The sequence below is a fragment of the Micromonospora cathayae genome, from assembly GCF_028993575.1.
GTDB lineage: Bacteria > Actinomycetota > Actinomycetes > Mycobacteriales > Micromonosporaceae > Micromonospora > Micromonospora cathayae.
The window spans coordinates 5,005,173-5,031,987 of record NZ_CP118615.1 but is presented as its reverse complement, the minus strand read 5'-3'; the positions used below and the strand labels follow the sequence as shown (position 1 = coordinate 5,031,987).

Here is a 26,815-nt window from a genome sequence, read left to right as displayed (position 1 = left end):
TCTATTCACCTCCTTCTGGGGTGTCGGTGTGGTGGATCGCCCCCGGGAAACGGGGGAGTCTCGATGCGCCGGCCAGCGGCGCGAGGAAGGGCAGCGTCGGCGGCTGGTCGTGCCGGGCGGCGCCCAGGGCGAACAGCACCCCGGCGGTGCCGGTGCCCAGGTCCATCGACAGCCGCAGCAACTGCTCGCCGGGGAAGGCCACCCCGTCGGCGTACGGCATCGCGTGCCAGACCAGCCGGCCGACCTGGGCTTGCAGGTCCCGCCGCTGTTCGGGGGTACGGGCCGTCGCCGCGAGGTACGCGACGATGCCCGCCCGACCGGCGAACAGCCCGGTCTGTACGTACATCGGGGACCGGGCGGCCCGGTACGCCGCCGCGCTGGCCCGGGCGAAGCCCTCGTCGGCGCGGTGGGCGAGGTACTGGTCGACGACCAGGCCGATCCCGACGCCGCCCTGCCCCAGGTAGGGCATGGTGCGCCAGCCCTCGTTCACCTCGAGCGCACCGTTGGGGCGCACCACGCAGCGGCGCAGGTCCTGCCGCAGGGCCGTGCCGGCGTGCGCCAGCAGCGTCGGGTCGCCGGTCAGCTCGTACAGCCGCACCAGCAGCAGGGCCGGTCCGCTGCGGCCCCGCAGCAGCCCCGCGTACGGGTGGGGGCCACCGCTGAGGTCCGGGCCGGGGTCGTCGGCGAGCTGGTCGACCACCCGGTCGGCGGCCTTCAGCGCGGCGTCGAGCAGGCTGCTCTCACCGGTGCGACCGGCCAGGTCGGCCAGGTTGAGCGCGATCCCGGCCAGGCCGCTGCGCAGGCTGTGGTCCAGCCCGTCCATCGGCTGCCGGAGGCAGATGTCGAGCACGTCGAGCGCGTCGGCCCGGCGGCCGAGCCGCTCCAGCGCGTACGCCACCCCGTGCAGGCCGTCGTAGAAGCCCAGTCGCGTCCCGGACGGCGGGTTCTTCGCCCGGCGGACCAGCCACTCCTGGTGGTCGGCGGGGACCTGCGCGCCGGTCGCCGCCAGGGCGTGCAGCACGCCGGCCGCGCCGTGGGCGAGGTTGAGCCCGCCGCTGCGGAACTGCTCGATGTCACCGGGGTACAGCCGGTCGTCGCGGCCCGGGGTGGCGCTGGCCAGGATGGCCCTGGCGAGCTGGTCCCGGACGGCGGGCCAGGGGTCGGCGGCGAGGTCCGGCAGTGGGCCACCGTCAGGTGCGTCACCGGTGACCGGGCCGGACCCGGCCGCCTTCCGTCCCGACGACCCCGCCCCATTCCTCTCCGGGGTCGCCGCGTTCGTGATCTCCTGGACCGCCGGCTCCAGGAAGGAGCGGGGGACCGGAAAGTTCTCCGTGATGATGTCGGCCAGGTGGGCCGCCTTCGCCGGGGAGAGCCGGACCAACTGGGTCAGCGGCAGGAACAGCGCCAGCCGCAGGCAGGCCAGGGCGTACCGGTCGACCGCCGTGCCGGTGACCCCGCGCGGGGCGGCGAAGCCCTGGTTGCGCAGGCCGGGCCGGTGGCCCTCCGCCTCGGGGGCGGACACCTCGAAGTCGACCAGGGCGACCCGGTCGTCCGGGCGCACCATGATGTTGAACAGGTGCAGGTCGCCGTAGACGATGCCGCGTTCGTGGATGGCCGACACGGTGGCCTCGACCTGGGCGTAGACGTCCTGCGCCCAGCGGGCGTACGCCGCCCGTTCGGTCTCGCCGGTGTCGGCGTCGATCAGCGGGTACCGGTCGACCAGCACCTTGTTGAGCGCGCGTCCCTCGATGAACTCCAGGGCCAGGAACCGGTGCTCGCCGAGGGTGAACTCGTCGTGCACCCGGGGCACCTGCGGCAGGTCGGCGAGGCGGCGCAGGATGTCCGCCTCTCGCTCCAGCCGGGCGACCGCGTCGACGCCGTCGGAGTCCAGGCCGGCGAACGGCCGCGCCTCCTTGAGCACCACCGGGGTGTCGGTCCGGGTGTCCCGGCCCACGTAGAGGCCACCACCGTTGGAGAAGTGGATCACCTTCTCGATGCGGTACGGCAGGTCGGTGGTGCTGGTCGCGTTCCGGGCTGCCAGGTGCGGGGCGAGGAAGTCGGGCAGCGTCACCCAGGCCGGCACGTGGAAGACCGGGTCCCGCCGGTCCGGCACCAGGGTGCCGGTGTCGTCGGCGATGGCCGGTACGGTCTGGCCGTCGGCGGAGAGGCAGTAGCGGGCGGCGAAGCCGCCGTAGCGGACGTACACCGGGCCGGCGCCGTAGCGCAGGTCACTGAGGATGTACGGGCCGGTCTCGCCGGCGAGCAGCTCGTCGAGCTCCTTGCAGGCCAGCTCCAGCTCCGCCTCGTCCCGGGGGTAGACGGTGACGAACTTGCCGCTCGCCGCCCGGGAGGCGTACTTGGAGTTGCGCAGCAGCACGATGCGCGGGCTGCGCAGGAACTTGAACGCCAGCCCCCGGGGTACGCAGTAGTCCCACACCGCGTCGAGCACCCGCTCGGCGTTGCCGACGCCGGCCGAGACGTGGATCTTCCAGCCCTGCTGCGGCAGCGTGCCGCCCTCCGGGGCGTAGATCATCCAGTCGCCGGTCGGCTCGGCAGACCAACCGGCCGGGGCGGGCCGCCCGCTGACGAAGGTGAGCCCGTCGGTGGCGTTGCCGAGCGAGTCGTAGAACGTCCGGTCGGCGGCGCAGTAGCTGTCGTAGCGCTCGTCCATCGTCTGACCCCCTCCCGCGTCCCGGGCCGGTTCCCTCGTTCCCGGCGATGCAATGAGTCTCGTTGACGGGACAGTGTCGGCTCCAGTGCGCTTAGTCACGACGCCGGGTGCGTGGCGCACGGGTACTCATGACAAAAGTCAGAACGGGGCCGTGCGGGCATGGGAAGGCCGCCCGGTCGATCGACCGGGCGGCCTCGGACGAACGGGTGTCGCTGCCGGCCGGGCGGGCATCGCCGCAGGTCAGCCGGGTGGCGTCGCAGGTCGGCGGGTTCCGTCGCCGGTCAGGTCACCCGGGGCGACGCCACCGGCAGCTGCTCGTGCACCCCGCGCGCCACCAGGTCGCGGAGCCGGTCCAGGGCGTCCCACACGTCGACGAACCGGGTGTACAGCGGTGCCGGGCCGAGCCGCAGCCGGTCCGGGGTCCGGAAGTCACCCACCACCCCCGCCTCGCTGATCAGCGCCCGGGAGATCCGCAACGCGTCCGGATGGGCCAGCGAGACGTGGCTGCCCCGCCGGCGCGGGTCACGCGGCGAGGCCAGCGTGAAGCCGAGCGGGGTGAGCCAGGCGTCGGCGAGGTCGACCATCAGCTCACCGAGCGCCATGCCCTTGGCGCGCAGCCGGTCGATGCCGGCCTCGGCGAACACCGCCAGGGCCGGTTCCAGGGCCGCCAGGGAGAGGATCGGCGGGGTGCCGACCAGGAACCGGTCGACGTCCGGCGCCGGCTCGTACCTCGGCCCCATCCGGAACTGGTCACGCTGGCCGAACCAGCCCTGGATCGGCTGGCGCAGCCCGCCCTGCAACTCCCGCCGCACGTACAGGAAGGCCGGCGCGCCCGGCCCGCCGTTGAGGTACTTGTAGGTGCAGCCGACGGCCAGGTCCACCCCGTTGGCGGCCAGCTCCACCGGCACCGAGCCGGCCGCGTGCGACAGGTCCCACAGCACGTACGCCCCGGCCTCCCGGGCCGCGGCGGTCACCGCGCCCAGATCGAGCAGGCTGCCCGAGCGGTACGAGACGGCGGAGAGCACCACCAGCGCCACGTCCCCGTCCAGGGCGTCCCGGACGTCGGTGACGGTCAGCCCCTCGTCGAGATCCGACGGGAGCGTCCGCAGGGTGAGGCCGCGCTGCTCGGCGAGCCCCTGGAGCAGGTACCGGTCGGTGGGGAACTCCTCGGCGTCGACCAGGATCGTGCGCCGCCCCGGCCGGGCGTCCAGCGCGGCGGCGGCCAGCTTGTACAGGTTCACCGAGGTCGAGTCGGAGACCACCACCTCACCGGGGCGGGCGCCGAGCACGTGCGCGGCGAGCGTGTCGCCCAGCCGTCGCCCCCAGTCGATCCAGGTCGACCAGGACCGGACCAGGTCGGTGCCCCACTCCTGCCGCACCACCCGGGCCAGGTGGTCGGGGGTGGCCGCCGGCAGCCGCCCCAGCGAGTTGCCGTCCAGGTAGATCAGGTCCGGTTCGGCGATCACGAACCGGTCGCGCAGTCCGGCCAGCGGATCGGCGGCGTCCCGCTCCTCGGCCATCCGACGGGAAGGCTCCCCGTTCATCGTCTGCTCCCTTCGTCTGCGCCCACGGCCGCGCCAACATAGCCGATGAGCTGGTGGCCGCCCGTCCGCCGGGTGTCGTCCGGGTGCCGGGGCGGCCCTGCCGGTACCGTCCGGGACATGACCGGACCGGCACCCCGCCGCACCCTGGCCGCCTGCGTCGTCGTCCTGGCCGCTGCCGCGCCCGCCCCGGCCGTCGCCGGGGCCGCCCCGCCGGCGCGGTTCATGGCCGGGTCCGCCCCGGCCGTGGCCGGACCCACCCCAACACCGCCGGCGCGGTCGGTCGCCACCGTCGTGCCGTGCCCGACGACACCCGCCCCGGACGTGTCCCGGCCACCCCGCCCGGCACCGCCGGTGGTCGGTCCCGACGAACGCGCGGTGGGTGGGCCGGCGCTGGCCACGGCGGGCCTGGTCGTGCCGCCCGGCGTACCGGCACCCCCGGCGCTGACCGCCACCTCGTGGCTGGTCGCGGACCTCGAGACCGGCGCGGTGTTGGGCGGCTGCGGCCCGCACGAGCCGAGCACCCCGGCCAGCGTGCAGAAACTGCTGCTCGCCGCCACCCTGTTGCCCAGGCTGGACCCGCGCCAGGTGGTCACGGTGACCGCCGCCGACCTCGACATCGAGCCGGGCAGCTCGGCCGTCGGGCTGGTCGAGGGCGGTCGGTACCCGGTGGAGCTGCTCTGGCTCGGGCTGCTGCTCCAGTCCGGCAACGACGCCGCCAACACCCTGGCCCGGCTCGGCGGTGGTGGCCAGGGCGCGGCCGGTGGGGTACGGGCGATGAACGAGCAGGCCCGCCGGCTCGGCGCGTACCAGACCCGTGCGGTGACCCCGTCCGGGCTGGACGGTCCCGGCCAGTTCACCAGCGCGTACGACCTGGCGCTGATCGCCCGGGTCTGCTTCGCCGACCCCACCTTCCGCCGGTACGCGTTGACCGAGCGGACCCAGGTGCCCGCCCAGGGGCGGCTGGCGAAGGGCTTCCAGATCCAGAACGAGAACCAGCTCGTGTACCGGTATCCGGGGGCGCTCGGCGGCAAGACCGGCTTCACCGACCTGGCCCGGCACACCTACGTCGGGGCGGCCGAACGCGATGGGCGGCGGCTGGTGGTGGCGCTGCTGAACGCCGAGCCCCGGCCGTTACGTGGCTGGCAGCAGGGGGCCGCGCTGCTCGACTGGGGCTTCGCGCTGCCCCGGGACGCCACCGTCGGCCGGCTGGTCGAGCCCGGTGAGCCGCTACCCGGGGCCACCCCGGCCGCCGTCGCGTCGGTGTCCGCGCCGGCCGTCGTGCCGGCGGGCCGGGATGCCGGTACGCCGTGGTCCGACCTGGCGCGGCCGATGCTGCTGGCGGGTGCGGTGCCGCTGCTGGGGGTCGCCCTGGTGGTCTGGCGGGTACGTCGGCGGCGGGGAAGTGCCGGGGCCGCCCGGGACGGGGGCCGGTCACCGCAGCCGCGGTGACCGGGGCCCGCCGGAGACCGGGGTGGGCGGTCGATCCGTCCCTTCTTCACAGTGGGTGGCGCGCCGACCCCGTCGGGTTACCCTGGGTCGCCGGGATTTCCCGTCCGGACCGTCAGGAGACGAGCCATGATCGTTCGAGCTGTGCGTCGCGCCCTGATCGTGATGCTGCCGGTGGTGGCGGGTCTCGCCGTCGCCGCACCGGCCCAGGCCGCCCAGGCGCAGGTCACCCTCACCGGCTTCTGGCAGTCGTCCACGTACGAGCACACGATGACCGGCACGGTGCTCTGCTCCGCGCCGACCGCCCAGGCGACCGTCGCCGCGTTCACGGTGCAGTACGACCCGTTGGTGTTCGCCAGCGGGTCGACGTCCACGTCGTGCGCCGCCGGCGAGGTGCCCTGGTCCCTCACCGTCGTCAACTACTCGGGGTACCACTCCGGGCCGATCCACCTCAACGTGATCATGAGCGACACCAACGGTGGCGCGGCCAGCGTCACCGGATAGCACCGTGCAGTCGGCCGGGCCCCGGAACGCGGATGTGCGTCCATAATCGACAACATCATCTGTGTCGATCGGAGGCACCATGCTCGACCTGGAACCCGCCACCACCGTCCTGTCCCGCGTCGTCGCGGCGATCCGCGACGACCAGTTGTCCGGCCCCACGCCCTGTCCGGAGATGACCGTCGGTGACCTCGTCGATCACGTGGGTGGGCTGGCGCTCGGTTTCACCATGGCGGCGGCCAAGACGCCACTGGAGGGTGGCCCGCGCGCCAGTGCCGCCAACCTCGGCCCGGACTGGCGGACCGGGGTGCCGGCCAGGCTGGCCGAGATGGCCCAGGCGTGGCGGGCCGAGGCGGCCTGGACCGGGATGACCCGGGCCGGGGGCGTCGACCTGCCGGGCGAGGTGGCCGGCATCGTGGCGCTCGACGAGGTGATCGTGCACGCGTGGGACCTCGCCGTCGCCACCGGACAGACCGTGTCGTTCGATCCGGAGCTGGTGAAGCCGGCCTACGCCTGGGTGGAGACGATGGTGGCGCAGAACCCGGCGGGCGATCCGCGGCTGTTCGCCGCGGCGGTGCCGGTGCCGTCGGACGCGCCACTGCTCGACCGGCTCGTCGGTCTGACCGGCCGTGACCCGGCCTGGCGGCCGGCCCAGGCCGGCTGAGGCGTCGGAGGGTCCTGCGGGTCACCGCCCGCCGGTCGACCCGCAGGCCCGCCGGCGCAAGGTGGCCGGCACCTGCGCGGTCGACCGGCCCGGTGCCGGTCAGCGTCGCCCGGACGGGGCCCGCGTGCGGGGTCGGCCGCCCCGGGTGGTCAGCGACCCGGACGGAGCCCCGTGCGGCCGGCCCGGGTGGTCAGCGCTGCCCGGACGGGACCTTCGCGCGGGCGGCCGTGGGGCCGGCGGCGGTCGGCCGGACGGCGGCCAGGTGGGCGAGGGCCGCCTCACGGCTGTCGAAGACCACGAAGAGGTCGTCCAGGCGCATGGTCCGCAGTACGGTACGGACGAACGGCGACGGCGCGGCGAGGCAGAGCAGCGCGCCCCGGTCGTGGGCGTCCCGGTGGGCACGGACCAGCAGCCCCAGCCCGGTGGAGTCCACGAGGTGCACCCGGGTCAGGTCGACGACCACGTCACCGCCCATGTCGGCGGCGTGCCCAAGGGCCGCCCGCAGGGTGTCGCCGGTGTCGAGGTCGATGTCGCCGGTGGAGGTGACGACCGTGACGTCGTCGAGATGGTCGATGCCCAGGACGCCGCCCGGACCGTGGTCGTCGCAGGAGGCGCGGCCGTCCGGGGGCGGGGGCAGCAGGCTGCAGTGCGGGCAGCGGTGCGGGCCGGAGGCGAACGGCGATCCGCTCCACCCGAGTTCGGTCACCAGGGTCCAGACGACCTCGGCATCGGGGAGCACACAGGCCCGGCCCGAGGCCGACTCCCCGCAGGTGTCGCAGATCAGGGTCAACAGCCGGTCTTCGGGTACGACGGACATCCTGCTGGATTCTCCTCCGGTTGCCGGGCGGGTGGTCGGTACGGCGACGGTCGGTCCGGGCGGTGAAACCGCTGGTGGCGGCCCCCGCGTGCGATGGTCACGGGCGTCGTCCCACCCTGCCCGGCGGGCGTGGCGGACACCACGCGGACGTGTGACGGTTCCGTGACGTTCGTCTGTCGATTCCGCGAACGTCGACCCGGCCAGTATTGACATGCATCACTGTCAAGGTCAGGATTGCAGGTCCGTGCGGTGGATACGCGCCCGGTGGAGAACCTGACGGTCCGGCGAGAGCGGGAACGGTTGTGCAGTTGTCAACGGCGTACCGGACGATGCTGCGGATCCGGCTCCTGGAAGAAAAGATCATCGACTGCGCCGACCGGAACGAGATCGTCGGCTTCATCCACCCCTACACCGGCCAGGAAGCGGTCGCGGTAGGGGTGCTCGCCGCCCGTTGGCCGGACGAGTGGGTGGTCAGCTTCTACCGCTGCCACGGACACGCGGTGGCCGCCGGCGTACCGCTCGACGGGATCGTCCGCGAGGTCCTCGGCCGGGCCGGCGGGCTCTGCGGCGGCAAGGGCGGCTCCATGCACCTGGCCGACCGGGACCGGTACTTCCTCGGCGCCAGCTCCATCGTGGGCAGCCAGCTACCGGTCGCCGCCGGGGTGGCCATGGCCGAGCGGAACGCGGACGCCGGCCGCGCCACCGTGGTCTTCTGCGGCGACGGCGCCCTCGGCACCGGGGTCAGCTTCGAGACCCTCACCATCGCCGCCACCCTCGGCCTGCCGCTCCTGCTGGTCTGCGAGGACAACGGCTGGCAGGACCACACCCGCAGCGACCTGGTCCGGCACCGCACCCCGGCGGAACTGGTGGCCGGGCTGGGGATCGGGCACCGCACGGTCGACGGCAACGACGTCGAGGCGGTGCACCGGGCCGCCGGGGAACTGCTGGCCCGGTGCCGGCGGGACCGTCGTCCGCAGGTGCTGGTGGCCGCCACCTACCTGCGCCACTACCACGCCCAGGTGGGCGGGGCCCGCCCGGCGGAGTACCGGCCGGCCGCCGAGGTGGCGCACTGGGCGGCCCGGGATCCGATCGACCTCGCCGCCGCCCGCCTCGACCTCTCCACCGACCAGCGGAACCAGGAGCACGCCGACGTCGCCCGCGAGATCGACGAGGTCTTCGCCGCCGCCGCCGCGGCCGGCGCGCCCGACCCGGCCACCGCCACCACCAACGTGACCGTGACGCCCGGGGGGCTCCGGTGACCGGGCGACACCCGGTCGGGACCGCCGTCCGGGAAGCCCTGACCGAACAGCCCGACCTGCACATGTTCTGCACCTACCAGCAGGACGACCTGGTCGGCCTCTTCGGCGCGGACCGGATGGTCCGGCTGCCGATCGCCGAGAACGCCATGGTCGGCATGGCGGTCGGCATGGCGCTGGTGGGCCGGCGGGTGCTGGTCAGCATCGCCCGGGTCGCGTTCCTGTTCACCGCCCTCGACCCGCTGGTCAACCAGGCCACCAAATGGCGGTACATGTCCGACGGGCAGTTCTCCGTCCCGCTGGTGATCCGCGGGCTCACCCGGGGCGACGAGCACCTCGGCGCGCAGCACGAACACCACGCCCACTCGATGCTCAGCCAGATCCCCGGCCTGGTGGTGGCGGTACCCGGCTCGCCCAACTCGGCGGCCGGACTGCTCAGCACCGCCCTGCGGCACCCCGACCCGGTGGTGGTGCTCGAATCCCCCCGGCTCTACACCCCCGACTGGGCGCGGCTGCCCGAACCGGAGCCCACCGCCGCGCCGCTGCCGTTCGGGGTGGCCGGCCGGGCGTTGGCCGGCGGCGACCTGACCCTGGTCGGCATCGGCAACACGGTGGCGCTCTGCCTGCGCGCCGCCCGCCGACTCGCCGACCACGGGCTGCGCTGCCAGGTGGTCGACCTGCGTACCGCCGCGCCGCTGGACCGGGACGGCACCGCCGGGCTGGTCGCCGGGAACGGGCCGGTGGTCCTGGTGGACGAGGAGCCGCGGACCGCCTCGCTCCTGGCCGACCTCGGCCTGCACCTGGTCCAGGTGGGGGCGGTCGAACCGGACCGGCTGGCGGTGGTCTGCGGCGCGCCGGTGCCCGCCCCGGTGAGCCCTGCCCTGCTGGCCCCGCTGCTGCCCACGGTGGACGACGTGACGGCGACGGCGTTGGCCCTCACCCGTCCCCGGTACGCGACCCCCCGCCCGGACTGACCCGAAGGACGGCACCGATGGACTTTCCCGCGAGCTACGCGGCGTGGCACGGCCTGTCGCCGATGACCGACTTCTTCCGCGACTCGGATCCGGGCCGGTTCCTGGTCGCCGGCTCCGGCAGTCACGTCACGGACGCGGCGGGACGACGGTACCTCGACGCCCGGTCGTCGATGTGGAACCTGACCCTCGGGCACTCCTGCGAGCCGGTGAAGGAGGCGATGCGGCAGCAGTTGGACGTGCTGCCGTCCGGCACCGTGCTCCGGTACGAGCACCCGCCCGCGGTCGCCGCCGGGTACGCCGCCCGGCTGGCGGCCCTGCTGCCCGATCCGCTGCGGCACGTCCGGTTCGGCAACACCGGCAGCCAGATGACCGAGCAGGCGGCGATGCTGTCCCGCTTCCACCGCCGGATGACCGGTCAACCCGAGCGCCGGTACGTCGTCGCGGTGCACAACGGCTACCACGGCACCGGGCCGCTGGCGACCGCGCTGACCGGCGAGCCGATCCTGCACGAGTGGTCCGCTCCGGTGGACGCGTACGTCCGCCACGTCACCGCGCCGACCCTGCCGGAGATCCTCGCGCTGGTCGACGAGATCGGCCCGGACCAGGTCACCGCCGTGCTGGTCGAGCCGGTGCTCGGCAGCGCGATCGAGCCGGTGTCGCTGCCCTTCCTGACGTCGCTGATCTCCGAGTGCCGGGCCCGGGACGTGCACGTGATCCTCGACGAGGTGACCACCGGGGCCGGCCGTACCGGCACCATGACGGTCACCGAGCGGCTGCCGGTCGCCCCGGACATGGTGGTGCTGGGCAAGGGTCTCAGCGCCGGCTACTTCCCACTGGCCGCGCTGGTGGTGGCCCGTTCGATCTTCGACGCGCTCGCCGACCCGCCGCTGCGGCTCGGTTTCCCGAACGGCTCCACCACCGACGGTCACCCGATCGGCATGGCCGCCGGGCTGGCCGTGCTGGACGTGCTCACCGCCGACGGCTTCCTGGCCGGGGTCCGGGACACCGGCCGGCACCTGGTCGACCTGCTCGCCAGCGGGCTGGCCGACGAACCGGCGGCCGGTCCGGTGGTGGGGGAGGGCATGATGCTCGCGCTCGGACTGGCGTACGACGACGGCGAGCCCTGGTCGGTGCGGGAGGTGAACCGGTTCCGGTTGACCTGCCGCGATCACGGCCTGCTGACCAGCTACGCCCCCGGTTTCCTGCCGCTGATGCCGCCGCTGACGCTGTCCCGGGACGAGTGCGCGGAACTGGTCGACCGGCTCCGGGCCGCGCTGGGCGCTCACAAGGTGGAGCGCTGAGGCCGTCCCACCCCGGTTCCCTCCCCGTCCCGCGCGTCGTCCCTGTCCCGCGCGCCGTCCCCGTCCGGCGGGCCGGTCCGCGCGTCGTCCCTGTCCGGCGGGCCGTCTCTGTCCGGCCGGCCGGTACCGGCCGACGACCCCACGGCCGGCGGGCCGTTGCCGGGGTCCCGGACGCCGCGGACGACCGTGGTGGTGCCGGCGAGGGCGAGCAGGGCGAACCCGGTGAGGGTGCCGGGCAGACCCCACAGCTGCGCGGCCACCCCGCCGACGAGCGCACCCACCGGCACGGCCAGGATCGACACGGTACGGCTGAACGCGATGGCCCGGCCCAGCCGGTCGGTGGGCACCAGCCGCTGCTGCAACGTCGCCGACGCCACCGCCCACACCGTCGCGCAGAACCCGAAGAGCAGTTCGTAGGCGACGAACGGCACCAGCGGGGCGGCGACCAGCGACGCGGCCGGGATGAGTAGCAGCGAGCCGGCGGCGACCGGGGCGAACAGGGCGATCGTGCGGCCCAGGCCGAGCCGACCGACGACCCGCCGGGCGGTGCCCACGGCGAGCATCGCCGCCGCGCTGTTCACCCCCCACAGCGCGCCGACCGCGAACGGGCTCAGCCCCAGCGTCCGGTACGCGTACAGGGTGTAGAGGGCCCCCAGGCCGGCCCCGCCGACGTTCAGCGCGGCGGCGGCCAGGGCGAGACGGGCCAGCAGCGGGTGCTCGCGGAAGGTGTCCAGCCCCTCCCGCAGGGCCCGGCGGAGATCCGCGCCGGACCGCCGCAGGGCCGCCCTCCGCCCGGTGCGGGCGGCCGTCCCGCCGGGCGTGGCCTGGTCGCCGTGGCCGGCCTGGGCCGCCCCGTCGGCGCAGCGCGCTGCCGGCACGGGCCCGTCAGTCCGCGTTGCCGCCTCGGGCCCGTAAGTCCGCGATGCCGCCTCGGGCCCGGCGGTGCGGGTTGCCGGCGCAGGCCCGGCCGGGCGGCCGGCACCCCGCAGCCGGCCCAGGACCGCCGCCGAACCGAGATGGGTCGCCGTGTCGACGGCGACGGCCAGCGCCGCGCCGAGGGCCTGCACCAGCAGACCCCCCAGGGCCGGCCCGAGGATCTGGCCGGCGGCCCGCGCCCCGGCCAGGGCGGCGTTCGCGCCGACCAGCCGGTCGGCCGCGACCAGCCGGGGCAGCACCGCGGTGACGGCGATGTCGGTGACCCCGGCCAGGATGCCGGAGATCCCGGCCACCACCACCAGGTACGGCAGCGACAACCCGTCGAGCAGGTACAGGACGGGCACGGTGGCCACCACGGCCGCGTGCAGCAGATCGGTGCCGACCAGCAGCCGTCGGGGGGAGCGGACCCGGTCGACCAGGACGCCGGTCAGCGGCGCGGTCAGTCCCCGGGCGGCGTACTCCAGGGCGAAGATCAGGGCCGCCGCGACCGGTCCGGCGTCGAGCAGCAGGACGGCCAGGGTGGGCAGCGCCAACGCGGTGACGTGGGTGCCGGTGAGGCTGACCAGCTGGGCCAGGACCAGTGGCCGCAGGGCCGGGTCCCGCAGCGCCGACGGTGGACGCACCGGACCTCCCGTCCCGGTCACCGGACGACCGGCGACGCCCCGCCGGTCACACCGAAAGGTACGGCACCGGCCAGTGCCGCATCCGGTGGGGCAGCACGAGGATCCGGTCGTCGGCCCGCAGCAGCAGCCCCGCCTCGGCGACGGTGTCGACCAGGTCCCGGGCGGCCGGCGCGAGTTCGGACACGGTGCGGGCATCGGCCATGGCGAGGAAGTGTTCGGCTCCCTCGTCGATGGTCATCCGGGCGTCCTCGCTCTCCGGCCGGACATCCTTGATCATGACGAAGCCGGGTCCCTGCCGGTAGAAGAAGCTGCCGTACCGGTAGCCGGCGGTCCAGCGCAGGGCGTACCGGGCCGACTCGGGGTCCACCCCGCCGGAGGGGGCCACCAGGTGCACGTGGGTGTGCAGCGGGAACGACGGCACCCCGGCCAGTCGCCACCGGAGCCGGACCGCGTGGCTGGTCACCTCGCGCAGGTAGCGCAGCAGGTCGAGGTCGTCGCCCGGGGAACGGCCGAAAGTGAGCACGGTGTCCTGCTCGACCGTCCGGTACGTCAGCTCCGGGGTGATCGCCGGCAGCGCGTCCCCGGCGTGTTCCGGGGCGCTCGGGTGCGAGACGGCCATGTCAGCCCACCTTGATCGGGATGGCGGCGGTGGCGAGGGCGAGCCACTGTCCGTTCTCGACGAACAGCAGCCCCCGGCCGAGCAGGTCGTCGAGGACGCCGCGCAGGTCCGCCTCGTCGACGCGTAGGCCGGCGGCGGTCACCGACCGGTGCGCCGCCGGCAGTGACCGGCCCGGTTCGACGGCCCGGTACACCTCCCGGGTCAGCGGGTCGGCGAGCCGGTGGTCGGTGGTCGGCCAGCCGGCCCGGCGGTCCTCGACGACGATCGCGTCGGGTTCGTCCACCCGGACCAGGGAGCTGTCCGGGTAGCCGTCGGTCCAGGCGTCGATCAGGTCGCGCAGCCGTTGCGCGTCGGTGTCGGAGATGCCGGCGTGGGCGCTGTCGAACAGGTACACCATGTCCCGCAGGTCCTCCTCGGGCAGGGCGTAGACGTGCCGGTACGACTGCGCGGTGCGGCGCTGCGGGAAGCCCAGCGCCGGGTTCTCGAAGTACGGGCTGAACCGTTCGAGGAGGATCCGGGCGGTGCCCGAGGGGGGTTGCAGGTGCACCAGCGCGGGCACCTGGCGCAGCACCGGGGTGTAGTCGTCGAGGCGTTCGCCGGGGAACCCGTACAGCCAGTTCCAGGTGACGGTGAGGCCGGCGGACTCGCAGTCGCGCAGCGTCCGGACGTTGCGCGCGCCGGCGACGCCCTTGTCCATGATCTTCAGTACCGGCGAGACGAGGCTCTCGATGCCGGGCTGCACGTGGCTGACCCGGGCGGCCCGGAACGCGGCGATCTCCGGCGGTTTCAGGTTGGACTTGACCTCGTAGTGCACCCGCAGGTCCCAGTCCCGTTCGGCGATGCGGGGCAGCACGGTGGTGAAGAAGCCGTTGTCGATGATGTTGTCGACCACGATCACGTCGAGGACGCGGTGCCGGGCGGTCAGTTCGCCCAGCTCGGCCAGGACGGCGTCCGGGGTCTTGGCCCGGAACGCCATCAGGGTGCCGTTGAGGCCGCAGAACGTGCAGTGGTGCTTCTCGCCCCACCAGCAGCCCCGGGCGGTCTCCATCACCAGTTTCGGTTCGACGTGCGGGTTGACCGGGGAGACGTCCAGCCGGGCGAACCAGTCGTCGAAGTCGGGGGTGGGCACCTTCGCCATCGGCAGCGGAGATGGCTGGGGGTTCTGCCGGGGGGTGCCGTCGGTGTCCCGCCAGCACAGCCCGGGTACGGTGGCCAGCGCCTCCGGGGTGCCGCCGTCGGCGAGCGCGGCGAGCAGCGCCGGGAAGGCGACCTCGCCCTCGCCGCGGACGACGAGGTCGACCCACGGGTGGTTGCGGTGCAGGGCGGCGCCCATCGGTCCGTCGCAGTTGCCGCCGCCGAAGACGATCCGCACGTCGGGGGAGCGTTGCCGGATCCGCCGCGCCACCGCCAGGCTGGGCACGTTCTGCATGAAGGTGGTGCTGAACCCGACCACCCGGGGATGCGTGCCGAGGATCTCGTCGGTGACCAGCTCGACGAAGTCCGCCGCGTGTTCCCGCATCCGGCTGACGGCGGTGATGTCCAGGTCCCGTTCGCGGGCGTAGTCGCGCAGCGTCGCCACGGCGAACTCGGGGTCGTCGTGCAGGACGCCGGTGAAGACCCAGTCGCCGAGGCCGTCGAAGAGGCCCTCCTCGGCGACCTTGGTGTACTCCCGTGGGCCCAGTTCCTCGCCGGTGCGGGCCATCAGGAACTCCGCCCAGCGCAGGTTGGCGTGGTACGTGCGCGGGGTGGGCAGTCCGGCGCGGGTCACCGCGGCCCGGAGCAGGCCCAGCGGCAGCGACGGTGACTCCAGCGACTGCCACGGCATCGCGACGAGACACACGGACACGGTCGTCCCCTTCCTGGGCCGGACACCGGCGGGTGGGTCCGGGTGGGCCGGCGCCACCCGGACCCGCTCGGTCACTTCTGCGACTCGGTCTGGGGCCGGTTCAGCGGCACCAGGTACTTGCAGACGCCGTGCGTGGGCGCCTTCACCTTGACGACAGTGATCTTCATCGGGATCACCTCCCTTCTCAGGTCTGGATCGTGATCCCGGCGGCGCTGAGCCGTGCCCGGTGCCGCCGGAGGAACCAGGCCCGGACGGTCGCGGCGTCCCGGTTGGTGTGCGTGGCCAGGGCTGTCGCGACCTGGTCCAGGCCGGTGAGCCCGATGCCGGTGTCGTGCCATTCGCGGGCGTGGGCCGCCCAGGCGTCCCGCCCCTGTGGGGTGCGGGTGGCCCGGGCCAGGTAGTTGAGTCCGATCGCGACGTGCCGGATCTCGTCCCGCCGGACGTGGTGGTAGAGCCGGCCCAGCGGGTCACCGGCGAAGACCTCGCCGAGCAGGATGAACTCGTCGGCGGCCAGCCCTTCGAGCATGGTGTGCACCAGCGCCCGTCCCAGGTACGGCAGGCGGGTCAGTCCGTCGTCGAGGGGTTGCATGGCGTCCAGCGCGTCGGCGGGTTCCCCACCGACCGCCTTGGCGTACCGGTAGAAGGCGTCGGCGTGCCGGGCCTCGTCGGCGGCGGCCAGCGCGAGGCTGAAGCGCAGCGGGGCGTCCTCGGTCTCGGCGGCGAGGGTGGCGGCGGCGACCAGTCCGGCCTGCTCGGCGTAGTACCCGTGGGAGGCGACCCGCCAGGCGCGTTCGGCGCGTTCCGGGTCGTCGCTGAACCGGCCCTCGCGCAGCACGTCCTCGATCCGCCAGGGGTCGCGGTCCCGGGTGACCTGGAAGATCCGGTACGCCAGTTCGTCGCCGTCCAGCTTGTCCGGTGGCAGCAGCGTCACGCCCGACTCCCTTCCTGTGCTCGGCTGGGAGTTCCTGTCCGTGAGCTTCATCGCAAACCGTGGACGGTGCCAGGACGGTCGGTCACCCATATTCCGGCCCGCCTCCGGTCGGGTCCGCGTCCGGCCGTCCGCAGGCGTCTCGCCCCGGCGGGCCGGACGGCGGTGACCTGCACTGCTGGGTCGGCTGTCGGTGGTGCCGGGTGGGGAACTGTCTGGGTGGTGACTACCCAGTGTGGTTGTCCGGTCACCCGGGTTCTGCGGGCGTGGGCCGGGAAAGACGCGGACCGACCGTGGATCCACCCCGAAATGATTGATAGGTTTCTATTCATGTCGGGTCGGGTGGTGGCACTGGTGGGTAGACGCGACGAACTGCGTACCCTGGCCGACGCGCTCTCCGCCGCCCGGGCCGGGCACGGCCGGGCGGTGTTCCTGGTCGGCCCGGCGGGCATCGGCAAGTCCCGACTGGTCGCCGCCGCCGGCGCGCTCGCCACGGTCGCCGGCATGCCCGTGCTGTCCGGCCGGTCCAGCGTGATCGGCCCGGCCATCCCGCTGCGACCGCTGCGCGAGGCACTCGTCACCGCCCCCGCCACCCTGGACGGATGTCCGCTCACCGAGCTGGGGCCCTACCGCCCGGCACTGGCCCGGCTGGTGCCGGAGTGGTTCCCGCCCGGCGGGTCGGACCAGCCGCCCGGCCCGGTCGGCCACGACCTGCTGGCCGTCGCCGAGGGGATGCTCCGGCTCGGCGGCCTGACCGGCCGGGACCGGGGCTGCCTGCTCCTCCTCGACGACCTGCACGACGCCGACGACGAGACCCTGGCCGTGCTCGACTACCTCGTCGACCACCTGCACCGGCAACCGGCCACCCTGGTCGGCGCGCTGCGGCCCGACCCCGGCCCGGCCCTCGACCTGGTCCGGGCCGCCGCCCGGCGCGGTGCCTGCCGCACCGTGGAACTGCGCCCCCTCGGGCCGGACGCCGTCCGCCGGCTGGCCGCCGGCCACCTCGACAGCCACCCGGACGCCCTGCCGTCGCCCGCCGTCGACCTGCTCTGGGCGGTCAGCGGCGGCAACCCGGCCCTCGCCGGGGACGCCCTCGCCGAACTGCGCGCCACCGGCGTGCTGCACGACACCGGCACCGGCTGGCGGATGGACAGCCCGTCGGCCGGCCCGCTGCCGACCCTGACCCGGCCGCTCGACCAGCTCACCCCGCCACAACGGGACCTGCTGCTGCTCGGCGCGCTGCTCGGGCCGATGTTCTCCGGTACCGTCCTGCGCCGGGCCACCGGACGCCCCGACCCGGAGATCCGCGACGACCTGGCCGGCGCGGCGGTCGCCCGGCTCGTCCGACCGGACCGGTCCCACCCCGACCGGTACACCTTCGTGCATCCGCTGCTGCGGGTGGCGATCCGCGCCACCCTCCCGCCACCGGAACGCCGTCGCCTGGCCCGCTGGGCCGCCGAAGCGGTCACCGACGTCCACCCCGGACCGTCCGTGCCCCACCCCCGGACGGTCGCCGCCCTGTGGGTCGACGCCGGTGAACCGACCGTCGCCGGTCACCTGCTGACCGCCGCCGGCCGGCACGCCCTCGGCCGTGGTGCCGCCGGTGAGGCCGCCGACCTGCTCCACCACGGCACCGGACTGCTCGCCGACGCCGACGCCGCGGTCCGCGCCGCCGGACTGACGGACCTGCTCGACGCGCTGACCGAGGCCGGGGACCCGGACCGGGCGTTCGGTCACGCCGCCGCCCTCGACGACCTCGCCGACCACCTCGACCCCGCACCCCGCGTCCACCTGCACACCGCGCTGGCCCGGGCGGCCGACGCCGCCGGTCGTACCGCCGACGCCCGCCGCCACGTCGACCTGGCCCGGACCCTGCTCGACCCGGCGGCCCGCGCGGCGGACCCGGCCGTCGTCGACGTCCTCGCCGCGCAGCTCGACGCCGGTGACGCCCGGCCGGAACGGGCCGGCGTCGCCGAGGCGACGGCCCGGCGGGCCGCGATGTCCGGCCCGCCGGCCGTGCTCTGGCAGGCGGGCCTGCTGCTGGGCGAACTGACCCGGGCCCGGGACCCCGACGAGGCCACCGCCCACCTCACCCGGGCCTGGTCGGTCGCGGTCCGCCAGCACGTACCCCGCTGGGAGCTGCACGCCCTGGTCCGGCTCGGTGACGACGACGCGCTGCGCGGGGGTGACCTGGACCGGCTGGACCAGGCCCACCGGACGGCCGCCCGGGTCGGCGCGGTGTCGGCCCGGCAGGAGGCCGAGGTCCGGCTCGCCCGGCACGCCGTGCTGCGGGGCGACTTCGCCACCGTCGACCGGCTCACCGAACGGCTGCTCGCCACCGCGCCACCACCCCTGCGCCGGCGTGCCCTGCTGGTCCGGGCCACCGCCGACGCCCACCGGGACCGGCCCCGGGACCTGGCCGACGCCCTCCTGCGGTACCGCCGCGACGGCGGCGACCCGGTCCGGTACGCGTCCTGGATCCACGGGCTGGCCCGGGTCTTCGCCGCCCTGCTGCGCGAGGACCGCGCCCGCGCGCTGCACGAGTCGTACCGGGCGGCGCGGGCCGACCTGGACCATCCGGCGAGTTGCCCGCTCGCCGGCCGGCACGGCGCACACCTGCTGCTGCGGGCCGTCACCGGTGACCTCACCCCGGCCGGACACGCCGACCTGGCCCCCGGCACCGGGGTCGGCGGCCTGCGCTGGAACCACCAGTTCCGGCTCTTCGCCCGGGCGGTCCTGGCCGGGCGGGCCGGCGCGACCGCCGAGGCGCGGGCCGCCGTGGACGAGGCGCTGCGGGTGGCCCAGCCGTACCCGGTGGCCCGGCACCTCGGTCTGCGGCTGGTCAGCGAGGCCGCCATGGCCGACGGCTGGGGTGACCCGGTCGGCTGGCTGCGCGTGGCGGAGGAACACTTCCACCGTGCCGAGGTCCCGGCGGTGGCCGCCGCCTGCCGTCGTCTGCTGCGGCGGGCCGGCTCCCGCCCGGTGCAGCGGCGGGCCGGCACCGAGGACGTGCCCGCCGCCCTGCGGTCCCACGGGGTGACCCCCCGCGAGTACGAGGTGCTGGGCCTGCTGGCCGAGCGGCTCAGCAACCGGGAGATCGCCGACCGGCTGCACCTGTCGGCGCGGACCGTGGAGAAACACGTGGCGAGCCTGCTCGCCAAGACCGGCCAGCCGGACCGGATCGCGGTCGGTCGGCTCGCTCCGCTCCGGTCCGGGGAGCCGGGCTGGTTCGTCGACGATCAGATCGGCTGACCCCGCAGCGGGCAACCTGGTCACCGCCGGTGTGTCGACCACCGCTGACACAGTGAAGACATGACCGGTCGTGTCGGTGTCCCGTCTGTCAGCCCGGCGCCCGTGGTGTTGCGGTTGCCGTTCCACGGCACCTGGATCGTCCGTAACAGCCCGGCCCGCCGGGTGCCGAGCCACGGCACCACCGCGTTCGGCGCGAGTCACGCGATCGACTTCGTCGCGGTCCACGGCGGCCGGACGGCGTCGGTGCGTGACTGGCGGAGCGTGCTGGCGGTCGAGCCGGTGGACCGGTTCTTCGCCTTCGACCGGCCGATCGTCGCCCCCGCCGCCGGTCGGGTCGTGTCGGTGTGGGACGGCGAGCCGGACCACGTGGCCCGCCGTTCCCCCCTCGCCCGGCTGCCGTACGCGCTGACCCAGGTCAGCCGGGCCCGGCAGGGCGCCCCTGGGCTCGCCGGCAACCACGTCGTCGTCGAGCTGGCCGGGGGAGGGCCGTACCTGGTCCTCGCGCACCTGCGGCGGGGCACGGTGGCGGTCCGGCCGGGCGAGCAGGTGGTCGCCGGTCAGCCGCTGGGCCGGTGCGGGAACTCGGGCAACTCGACCCAGCCCCACCTGCATCTCCAGCTGATGGACGACGTCGATCCGTTCCGGGCGGCGGGGGTGCCGCTGGCCTTCCGGGACTACCGCGTCCACCGGCGGGGCGGCACCGGGCGGCTGGTACCGATCGGCGTGCCGGACGACGGCGACGTCGTCGCGTCGGTGACCGTCCCGGACTGACGCGACGGCCTTCGCCACCGTATCCCGGACCCGCCGCTGTGGACGTCGACCCGGCCGGTCGGTCCGGCGCGGCGGCACCTCTTGTGGCAGGCTCCGGCCGTCCATTAGTTTGTTTGCCATCCAGACGAACTAGCTGTACGTGCGGTGCCCGACTTCTCGACACACACCCTGCTCCAAGGGAGACCGATGACACTTCAGAACTCCGGCGCGAGGCCCTCGCGCCGTAACTTCCTCGGCCTGGTGGGGCTGGGCGCGGCCACGGTCGTCGGCGGCCCGGTGCTCGCCGGGTGCAGCGAGAAGCCGACCAGCTCCGGCGGGGCGGAGAACCTGGACGCCTTCGCCGACGTGCTGCCGACGCACAAGGACCTGGCCGGTGGCATCAAGCCCGACATCATGGGCGTCCGCCCGGTGCCGGACGGCTACACCAGTTACCCGGCCGACCTGGTCGACGCGATCACCGAGAAGCCCGGCACCAGCGGCAAGCAGGTCACCGCGATGACCCCGGCCTGGGGCCCGGCCCCGCCCGGCATCGCGCAGAGCGCCTACCTCCAGGCGGTCAACGCCGAGCTGGGCACCCCGGTCAGCTTCACCATCCAGGACGGCAACACGTACGCCGACAAGCTCAACGCCATGTTCGGCGCCCGGGACGTCCCCGAGCTGCTCTGCGTGCCGGGCTGGGAGATCCCCAAGATCCCCCGGTTCGCCGAGGCGATCGGGGTGCTCTTCGAGGACCTCACCGACCACCTCAAGGGTGACGCGGTGAACGCCTACCCGATGCTGGCCTCGTTCCCCACCGGCGCCTGGCGCAACGCGGTCTGGAACGGCCGGCTGGCCGCCGTCCCGAACCCCACCGACGGGCCGTTCCCGTGGGCGCTGTTCACCCGCAAGGACCTGCTCGACGCCCGGGGCCTGACCGTGCCGACGTCGCTGGACGAACTGCTCACCGTCGCCAGGCAGGTCACCGACCCGGCCCGCAAGGTGTGGGCGTTCGACGACGTCTTCGCCATGATCCAGATGTACCACAAGGTGCCCGCCGCCAAGCAGGGCTGGCGACTGACCTCCGACGGCACGCCGGAGTTCAAGTACGAGACCCCGGAGTTCCGCCAGGCCCTCGAGGTGATGGCGAAGATCTACAAGGACGGTCTGGTCCATCCGGACATCGTGGCCAGCGACGGCGCGGACGCCGCCCAGTTGTTCGCCAAGAGCGGCGCGACCGTCTTCAGCCGGGCCGGTGTCGGATTCTGGCAGGGCGCCCAGGCCGAGCACCAGAAGGTCAACGCCAAGCTCAACATCCAGCCGGTGCCGATCTTCTCCGCCACCGGCGGCGACCCGCTGGTCTGGGGCGACGACGAGCCCACCTCGTTCACCTTCGTCAAGAAGGGCGTCGGCAAGGACCGGGTCCAGGAGCTGCTGCGCATCATGAACTGGTGCTCCGCCCCGCTGGGCAGCCAGGAGGCCCAGCTGCGGGACTACGGGGTCGAGGGCAAGCACCACACCCGGACGCCGAACGGGCCGGTCAAGAACGACCTGGCGTTCAAGGAGATCCAGAACCAGTACTACTTCATCAGCGGCCGCAACCCCACCATCGGCCCCTACCCGGACACCCCCAACTACGTGCGGGACCTGCTGACCTACTCCAACGAGATGGTCAAGTACCTGGAGAAGGACCCCTGGGACGGGCTGAAGATCGAGATGCCCGACGCGTACAAGGCCAACGCGGTGCCCACCGAGGACAAGTTCACCGACGTGCTGCGCGGCCGACGGCCGCTGTCCGACGTCGACGCGATCGTGCGGGAGTGGAAGGCCAACGGGGGAGAGGAGGCGAGGAAGCTGCTCGCCGAGGCGCTGTCCAAGGCTGGAAAGTGACGGCACCGAAGACGACCGTCGAGGCCGGGGCCGGTCGGCCCCGGCCCGACGGGTCCACGCCACCGGCGGCCGGTCGTCCCACCGGCCGCCGCCGGCCGTCGCTGGGCAGCCGGTTGCGCCGGGACTGGCAACTGCTGCTCATGGTGGCGCCCGGCTTCCTCATCCTGCTGGTCTTCAGCTACGTGCCGATCCTCGGCAACGTCATCGCCTTCCAGGACTACAACCCGTACGTCGGGGCGAACCCGCTGGAGGCGTTCCTCAAGAGCAACTGGATCGGCTTCGGCCAGTTCCAGCTCCTGTTCGAGGACCCGGCGTTCTGGGACGCGTTCCGCAACACCCTGGCGATCACCGCGTTCCAGCTGGTGTTCTTCTTCCCGCTGCCGATCCTGCTGGCGATCGTGCTGCACGGGCTGCTGTCCAGCAGACTGCGCGGCTTCATCCAGACCGTCGTCTACCTGCCGCACTTCTTCAGCTGGGTGCTGGTGGTCACCTTCTTCGTCGCGATGCTCGGCGGTGCCGGCCTGCTCTCGCAGACCATGCGGGAGGCCGGGCTCGAACCGTGGAACATCATGACCAACCCGGACACGTTCATCATCCTGGTCACCGCCGAGGCGGTGTGGAAGGACGTCGGCTGGGGCACCATCGTCTTCCTGGCGGCGCTGTCCACCATCGACCAGAACCTGTACGAGGCGGCCGCCGCCGACGGGGCCGGCCGGTGGCGACGGCTGTGGCACATCACCCTGCCCGGCCTGCGCCCGGTGATCATCCTGCTGCTCATCCTGCGCCTGGGCGACGCGCTCTCGGTCGGCTTCGAGCAGTTCCTGCTGCAACGCGACGCGGTGGGCCGGCAGGCTTCCGAAGTGCTGGACACCTTCGTCTACAACTTCTCCATCGCCACCGGGAACTACGGCTACGGTGCGGCGGCCGGCCTGTTCAAGGCCGCGGTCGGGCTCGTCCTGATCCTGGTCGCCAACAAGATCGCACACAAGCTCGGCGAACGAGGGATCTACTCAAGATCATGACCGCCACCACCGTACGGAAGCCGCGCAGGCCGGACGCCCGCCGCCCGGTCTGGGAGGAGAAGCCGACCCCGGTCGGCCAGGCCGCCAAGACCGTCCTGCTCACCCTGCTCGTGCTCGGTGTGCTGTTCCCGCTCTGGGTGATCCTGGTGACCAGCCTGTCCTCCCGCGAGACGATCGCCGAGGCCGGTGGGCTCGTCGTCGTCCCGAAGGGGATCGACGTGTCCGCCTACCAGACCATCCTCGCCGGTGGCGCGGTCACCCGGGCCCTGTGGATCAGCACCCTGGTCACCGTGATCGGCACCGCCGTGGCGCTCACGGTCACCGTGCTGGCCGCGTACGGGCTGTCCCGGCCCGGCTCGCTCGGCTACCGCTGGCTGCTGGCCTACTTCCTGCTGCCGTTCCTGATCTACCCGCCGCTGGTGCCGAAGTACCTGGTGGTGACCGGTCTGGGGTTGAAGGACACCATCTGGGCGCTGATCCTGCCGCCGGCGATCAGCGTGTTCAACCTGGTCGTGGTGCGGGGCTTCTTCCAGGGCATCCCGCAGGAGCTGCTCGACAGCGCCCGCATCGACGGGGCCAGCGACGTCCGTACCCTGCTGCGGATCGTGCTGCCGGTGTCCCGGGCGGTCGTCGCCGTGGTGGGGCTGTTCTACGCGGTCAGCTACTGGAACGTCTGGTTCGACGCGCTGCTGTTCATCGACCGCAACGACATGTACCCGATCCAGCGGGTGCTGCAGAGCTACCTGCTGGCCGGGCAGGCCCCGCACACCTCCGGGGCCACCAGCGGGGTGACCATGCCACCCACCGAGTCGATCAAGATGGCGGTGGTGGTGCTCACCGTCGCCCCGATCGTCGCGGTCTACCCGTTCATCCAGCGGCACTTCATCAAGGGCGTGCTGATCGGCGCGGTCAAGGGCTGAGCCCTCACGGTCCCGGGACCGGCCGGCGTCGAGGTGTGGACGCCGGCCGGGCGGGTAGGCCGCCGTCGTGGAGCTGGTGGAGGAGACGCCGTACCGGTTCCGGATCGACCGGCGCGATCCGATGCGGGTACCCGGAGTGGTGTTCGCCGCCCGTCCGCTCCTGCCCGACCTGGGCGAGGACCGGTCCCTGGACCAGGTGGCGAACGTGGCGACCCTGCCCGGCATCGTCGACGCCGCGTACGCCATGCCCGACATCCACTGGGGGTACGGCTTCCCGATCGGCGGGGTGGCCGCCACGGACACCGCCGCCGGCGGGGTGGTCTCACCGGGCGGGGTCGGGTTCGACATCTCCTGCGGGGTGCGGCTGCTCGCCGCCGACCTGGACCGCGCCGAGTTCCCCCGGCTGTGCGGGGCGTTGATGGACGGCCTGGACGCGGCGATCCCCCGGGGCATGGGACGGGGCGCGGTCTGGCAGCTCGCCGACCGCGCCGAGCTGGACGCGGTGCTGCGCGGCGGTTCCCGCTACGCCGTCGAGCGGGGCCACGGCGTCGTCCGGGACCTGGACCGCTGCGAGGACGGCGGCGCGGTCGACGACGCCGACCCGACGCAGGTCAGCGAACGGGCGGTACAGCGCGGCCGGGGCCAGGTGGGCAGCCTCGGTTCCGGCAACCACTTCCTGGAGGTCCAGGCCGTCTCCGAGGTGTACGACGAGCCGGTGGCGACCGCGTTCGGGCTGCGCGCCGGGCAGGTCTGCCTGATGGTGCACAGCGGCTCGCGGGGACTGGGCCACCAGATCTGCACCGACCATGTCCGCGCCATGGAACACGCCATGCCCCGGTACGGCATCACGGTGCCGGACCGCCAGTTGGCCTGCGCGCCGGTGGACTCCGCACCCGGCCGGGCGTACCTGGGGGCGATGGCCGCCGCCGCCAACTACGCCCGCGCCAACCGGCAGCTGCTCGCCGAGGCGGCCCGCCGGGTGTTCACCCGGGTCGCCGGCTGCCGCCTCGACCTGGTCTACGACGTCTCGCACAACCTCGCCAAGATCGAGGACCATCCGCTCGACGGGGTGGACCGCCGGCTGTGCGTACACCGCAAGGGCGCCACCCGGGCGTTCCCACCGGGCCACCCCGACCTCCCCGACGACCTGCGTCCGGTCGGGCAGCCGGTGCTGATCCCCGGTTCGATGGGCACCGCCTCGTACGTGCTGACCGGGGTACCCGGCGCGCCCGCGTTCGCGTCCACCTGCCACGGGGCCGGCCGGACCCGCAGCCGCCGGCAGGCCACCACCACGGTGCGGGGGCAGGACCTGCGGCGGGACCTGGCGGCCCGGGGCATCGCGGTGCGCGGTGCGTCCTGGCGTGGCCTGGCCGAGGAGATGCCGGGGGCGTACAAGGACGTCGCCGCGGTGGTCGACGTGGCCGAGGCCGCCGGCCTGGGCCGCCGGGTCGCCCGGCTGGTCCCGTTGGGCGTGGTCAAGGGCTGACCCACCCGGCGGCAGACCGGGTCGCGCGTCCAGTGTCGCCCACCCGGCCGCCGGCCGGCACGGTCACACGTCCAGCGTCACCGCGCAGCACCAGCCGGACGCTCCCGGACCGAACCGCAGGCCGTGCAGCGACACCGCCTTCGGTACCGCGCCGACCGGGGTCACCGCGTCGGTGTCGACGGTCCGCCAGCGCACCCGCGCCCCTCCGTCGTCGGCCGCGACCACCTCGGTCGCCACCGGGACGACACCTTCGGTCTCCAACCGGAACACCACCTCGTCCAGTACCGCCACCAGCAGGTCCTCGTCCGGTCCGGGTGGCACGGTGAACCCGCCGGTACCGGACGCCGGAGCGTCCCCGGTGTCGGCGAACGTCGCCACCAGCGCGGTGACCGCCTCGGCCAGGCACTCCTGGCGGGTCGGCGCCCACGCCTCGATCCGGACGTCGGCGGTGTGCGGCACCCGGCGGTGCCCCCGCCCGGAAGGTCGGCCCATGTCCCCGATCATGCCCGGCCCGACCGGCCGTCCGGGCCGGTTGCCGCAGCCCCGACCTCCCGGGTACCCCACCCCGGTGCTGGCCACGCGGGCCCCGGGACAGCCGACGCCGGGGCTGACCACGCGGGCCACCAGCCGGGCCGCGTTCGGCGTAGGGTGCCCCCGGTGAAGGTCACCAAGTTCACCCACTCCTGCGTGCGCCTGGAGCTCGACGGCCGGGTGCTGGTCGTCGACCCGGGCACCTGGAGCGAGCCCCGGGCGTTGGCCGGCGCGGACGCCGTCCTGGTCACCCACGAGCACACCGACCACGTCGACGTGCTGAGGCTGGCCGGGCTGGGCGTGCCGGTGTACCTGCCGGAAGACGCCCGACTGGCCGGCCCGGTGCCGCTGCCGGTGGTCCGGGTCCGGGCCGGGGAGCGCTTCACCGCCGCCGGCTTCGCGGTGACCGCCTTCGGTGGCCGGCACGCCACCATCCACGGTGGGCAGCCCGACTGCGCCAACCTCGGCTACCTGGTCGACGACCGGCTCTACCACCCCGGCGACTCGCTGTGCCCGCCGGACGTGCCGGTGGAGACGCTGCTGGTGCCGGCGCAGGCGTCCTGGCTCAAGCTGACCGAGGCGATCGACTTCGCGGTCACGGTGACCGCGGAACGGGTGTTCCCGATCCACGACGCGCAGCTCAACGAGCGCGGCCTGGCCAGCGTCGACGGCTGGTTCACCGAGACCGTCGGCGACCGCTACCGCTACCTCGCGCCGGGCCAGAGCGGCTGACCGCACCCCGCCGGCAGCCGACGTTGACCGGTCCGGGCGGTGTCGTTACTGTCCGGTAGTGGCGTCGGTCCGTCGACCGGCGGTCACGGAGCGTGGAAGCGAGGGCGGC

The 26,815-nt window shown here is 74.1% G+C and carries 21 protein-coding genes; 13 read left to right on the top strand and 8 right to left on the bottom strand.

The annotated features are described in order from the left end of the window. Position 1: 1 nt before the first annotated feature. The gene (lanKC, locus tag PVK37_RS22575; RefSeq protein WP_275029660.1) at positions 2-2,671 is read right to left on the bottom strand and encodes a class III lanthionine synthetase LanKC; all 2,670 of its coding nucleotides are present in this window, start codon (positions 2,669-2,671) and stop codon (positions 2-4) included. A 281-nt stretch (positions 2,672-2,952) separates the two neighbouring features. After that, positions 2,953-4,215, bottom strand: coding sequence for a kynureninase (gene kynU / locus PVK37_RS22570; RefSeq protein ID WP_275029659.1), 1,263 nt, complete (start codon positions 4,213-4,215; stop codon positions 2,953-2,955). Positions 4,216-4,437: 222 nt separating this feature from the next. On the opposite strand from kynU, the gene PVK37_RS22565 reads away from it, so the two are divergent. The 3 genes from PVK37_RS22565 (at position 4,438) to PVK37_RS22555 (ending at position 6,826) form a co-directional block, all read left to right on the top strand. Continuing rightward, positions 4,438-5,664 (top strand): D-alanyl-D-alanine carboxypeptidase family protein, encoded by a 1,227-nt coding sequence (locus PVK37_RS22565; RefSeq protein ID WP_423791105.1) that lies wholly within the window; start codon positions 4,438-4,440, stop codon positions 5,662-5,664. A gap of 126 nt (positions 5,665-5,790) precedes the next feature. After that, on the top strand, positions 5,791-6,165 hold the full coding sequence (locus PVK37_RS22560) for a hypothetical protein (RefSeq protein ID WP_275029657.1): 375 nt from the start codon (positions 5,791-5,793) through the stop codon (positions 6,163-6,165). A gap of 79 nt (positions 6,166-6,244) precedes the next feature. Next, on the top strand, positions 6,245-6,826 hold the full coding sequence (locus PVK37_RS22555) for a TIGR03086 family metal-binding protein (protein WP_275029656.1): 582 nt from the start codon (positions 6,245-6,247) through the stop codon (positions 6,824-6,826). A 190-nt stretch (positions 6,827-7,016) separates the two neighbouring features. Here the strand turns inward: PVK37_RS22555 and PVK37_RS22550 are convergent, their stop codons facing one another. Beyond that, positions 7,017-7,643: an STAS domain-containing protein gene (locus PVK37_RS22550; protein ID WP_275029654.1), complete on the bottom strand. Its 627-nt coding sequence runs from the start codon at positions 7,641-7,643 to the stop codon at positions 7,017-7,019. Between the two features lie 302 nt (positions 7,644-7,945). Between PVK37_RS22550 and PVK37_RS22545 the strand changes: the two genes are divergently transcribed. The 3 genes from PVK37_RS22545 to PVK37_RS22535 are packed head-to-tail and all read left to right on the top strand — an operon-like array spanning position 7,946 to position 11,174. Further along, complete coding sequence (locus PVK37_RS22545; protein WP_275029653.1) at positions 7,946-8,902, top strand: thiamine pyrophosphate-dependent dehydrogenase E1 component subunit alpha; 957 nt, start codon at positions 7,946-7,948, stop codon at positions 8,900-8,902. After that, positions 8,899-9,873, top strand: a complete 975-nt coding sequence (locus PVK37_RS22540; protein ID WP_275029652.1) for an alpha-ketoacid dehydrogenase subunit beta — start codon at positions 8,899-8,901, stop codon at positions 9,871-9,873. Before PVK37_RS22545 ends, PVK37_RS22540 begins: the two co-directional genes overlap by 4 nt. A gap of 17 nt (positions 9,874-9,890) precedes the next feature. Beyond that, the gene (locus tag PVK37_RS22535; RefSeq protein WP_275029651.1) at positions 9,891-11,174 is read left to right on the top strand and encodes an aminotransferase class III-fold pyridoxal phosphate-dependent enzyme; all 1,284 of its coding nucleotides are present in this window, start codon (positions 9,891-9,893) and stop codon (positions 11,172-11,174) included. On the opposite strand, the gene PVK37_RS22530 is transcribed toward PVK37_RS22535, so the two are convergent. The 4 genes from PVK37_RS22530 to PVK37_RS22515 all read right to left on the bottom strand — a co-directional run bounded on the left by PVK37_RS22530 (position 11,156) and on the right by PVK37_RS22515 (position 16,129). After that, entirely contained in the window at positions 11,156-12,733 is a 1,578-nt protein-coding gene (locus tag PVK37_RS22530) for an MFS transporter (RefSeq protein WP_275029650.1), read from the bottom strand. The two genes, PVK37_RS22535 and PVK37_RS22530, sit on opposite strands and share 19 nt — an antisense overlap. A 46-nt stretch (positions 12,734-12,779) precedes the next feature. Further along, a complete protein-coding gene (locus tag PVK37_RS22525) occupies positions 12,780-13,352 on the bottom strand; it encodes a DUF5825 family protein (protein WP_275029649.1) in 573 nt (190 codons plus the stop codon). Position 13,353: 1 nt separating this feature from the next. Continuing rightward, on the bottom strand, positions 13,354-15,198 hold the full coding sequence (locus tag PVK37_RS22520; protein ID WP_275029647.1) for a RiPP maturation radical SAM C-methyltransferase: 1,845 nt from the start codon (positions 15,196-15,198) through the stop codon (positions 13,354-13,356). A 184-nt stretch (positions 15,199-15,382) separates the two neighbouring features. After that, on the bottom strand, positions 15,383-16,129 hold the full coding sequence (locus PVK37_RS22515; protein WP_275029646.1) for a ferritin-like domain-containing protein: 747 nt from the start codon (positions 16,127-16,129) through the stop codon (positions 15,383-15,385). A gap of 351 nt (positions 16,130-16,480) precedes the next feature. Here PVK37_RS22515 and PVK37_RS22510 point away from each other — a divergent pair, with 351 nt between their 5' ends. From PVK37_RS22510 to PVK37_RS22485, 6 genes are all read left to right on the top strand, one after another. Next, positions 16,481-19,378, top strand: a complete 2,898-nt coding sequence (locus PVK37_RS22510) for a helix-turn-helix transcriptional regulator (protein WP_275029645.1) — start codon at positions 16,481-16,483, stop codon at positions 19,376-19,378. 60 nt (positions 19,379-19,438) lie between these two features. After that, positions 19,439-20,149 (top strand): M23 family metallopeptidase, encoded by a 711-nt coding sequence (locus tag PVK37_RS22505; RefSeq protein WP_275029644.1) that lies wholly within the window; start codon positions 19,439-19,441, stop codon positions 20,147-20,149. A gap of 186 nt (positions 20,150-20,335) precedes the next feature. Next, a complete protein-coding gene (locus PVK37_RS22500; RefSeq protein ID WP_275029643.1) occupies positions 20,336-22,015 on the top strand; it encodes an extracellular solute-binding protein in 1,680 nt (559 codons plus the stop codon). Further along, positions 22,012-23,037: an ABC transporter permease gene (locus tag PVK37_RS22495; RefSeq protein ID WP_275029642.1), complete on the top strand. Its 1,026-nt coding sequence runs from the start codon at positions 22,012-22,014 to the stop codon at positions 23,035-23,037. Before PVK37_RS22500 ends, PVK37_RS22495 begins: the two co-directional genes overlap by 4 nt. Continuing rightward, positions 23,034-23,957 carry a carbohydrate ABC transporter permease gene (locus tag PVK37_RS22490; RefSeq protein ID WP_275029641.1) on the top strand — a complete coding sequence of 308 codons (924 nt, stop codon included), beginning with the start codon at positions 23,034-23,036 and terminating at the stop codon, positions 23,955-23,957. The genes PVK37_RS22495 and PVK37_RS22490 overlap by 4 nt, the downstream gene beginning before the upstream one ends. 67 nt (positions 23,958-24,024) lie before the next feature. Further along, on the top strand, positions 24,025-25,443 hold the full coding sequence (locus PVK37_RS22485; RefSeq protein WP_275029640.1) for an RtcB family protein: 1,419 nt from the start codon (positions 24,025-24,027) through the stop codon (positions 25,441-25,443). A gap of 63 nt (positions 25,444-25,506) precedes the next feature. Here PVK37_RS22485 and PVK37_RS22480 read toward each other — a convergent pair whose 3' ends face one another. Next, positions 25,507-25,947 (bottom strand): archease, encoded by a 441-nt coding sequence (locus PVK37_RS22480; protein WP_341483396.1) that lies wholly within the window; start codon positions 25,945-25,947, stop codon positions 25,507-25,509. A 153-nt stretch (positions 25,948-26,100) separates the two neighbouring features. On the opposite strand from PVK37_RS22480, the gene PVK37_RS22475 reads away from it, so the two are divergent. After that, a complete protein-coding gene (locus tag PVK37_RS22475; protein ID WP_275029637.1) occupies positions 26,101-26,706 on the top strand; it encodes an MBL fold metallo-hydrolase in 606 nt (201 codons plus the stop codon). Positions 26,707-26,815: the final 109 nt, after the last annotated feature.

Bases quoted from the DNA above. Each gene is read 5' to 3' on its own strand.
- lanKC (WP_275029660.1), bottom strand. From the start codon at position 2,671: ATGGACGAGCGCTACGACAGCTACTGCGCCGCCGACCGGACGTTCTAC.
- kynU (WP_275029659.1), bottom strand. From the start codon at position 4,215: ATGAACGGGGAGCCTTCCCGTCGGATGGCCGAGGAGCGGGACGCCGCC.
- PVK37_RS22565 (WP_423791105.1), top strand. From the start codon at position 4,438: ATGGCCGGGTCCGCCCCGGCCGTGGCCGGACCCACCCCAACACCGCCG.
- PVK37_RS22560 (WP_275029657.1), top strand. From the start codon at position 5,791: ATGATCGTTCGAGCTGTGCGTCGCGCCCTGATCGTGATGCTGCCGGTG.
- PVK37_RS22555 (WP_275029656.1), top strand. From the start codon at position 6,245: ATGCTCGACCTGGAACCCGCCACCACCGTCCTGTCCCGCGTCGTCGCG.
- PVK37_RS22550 (WP_275029654.1), bottom strand. From the start codon at position 7,643: ATGTCCGTCGTACCCGAAGACCGGCTGTTGACCCTGATCTGCGACACC.
- PVK37_RS22535 (WP_275029651.1), top strand. From the start codon at position 9,891: ATGGACTTTCCCGCGAGCTACGCGGCGTGGCACGGCCTGTCGCCGATG.
- PVK37_RS22525 (WP_275029649.1), bottom strand. From the start codon at position 13,352: ATGGCCGTCTCGCACCCGAGCGCCCCGGAACACGCCGGGGACGCGCTG.
- PVK37_RS22505 (WP_275029644.1), top strand. From the start codon at position 19,439: ATGACCGGTCGTGTCGGTGTCCCGTCTGTCAGCCCGGCGCCCGTGGTG.
- PVK37_RS22500 (WP_275029643.1), top strand. From the start codon at position 20,336: ATGACACTTCAGAACTCCGGCGCGAGGCCCTCGCGCCGTAACTTCCTC.
- PVK37_RS22490 (WP_275029641.1), top strand. From the start codon at position 23,034: ATGACCGCCACCACCGTACGGAAGCCGCGCAGGCCGGACGCCCGCCGC.
- PVK37_RS22480 (WP_341483396.1), bottom strand. From the start codon at position 25,947: ATGATCGGGGACATGGGCCGACCTTCCGGGCGGGGGCACCGCCGGGTG.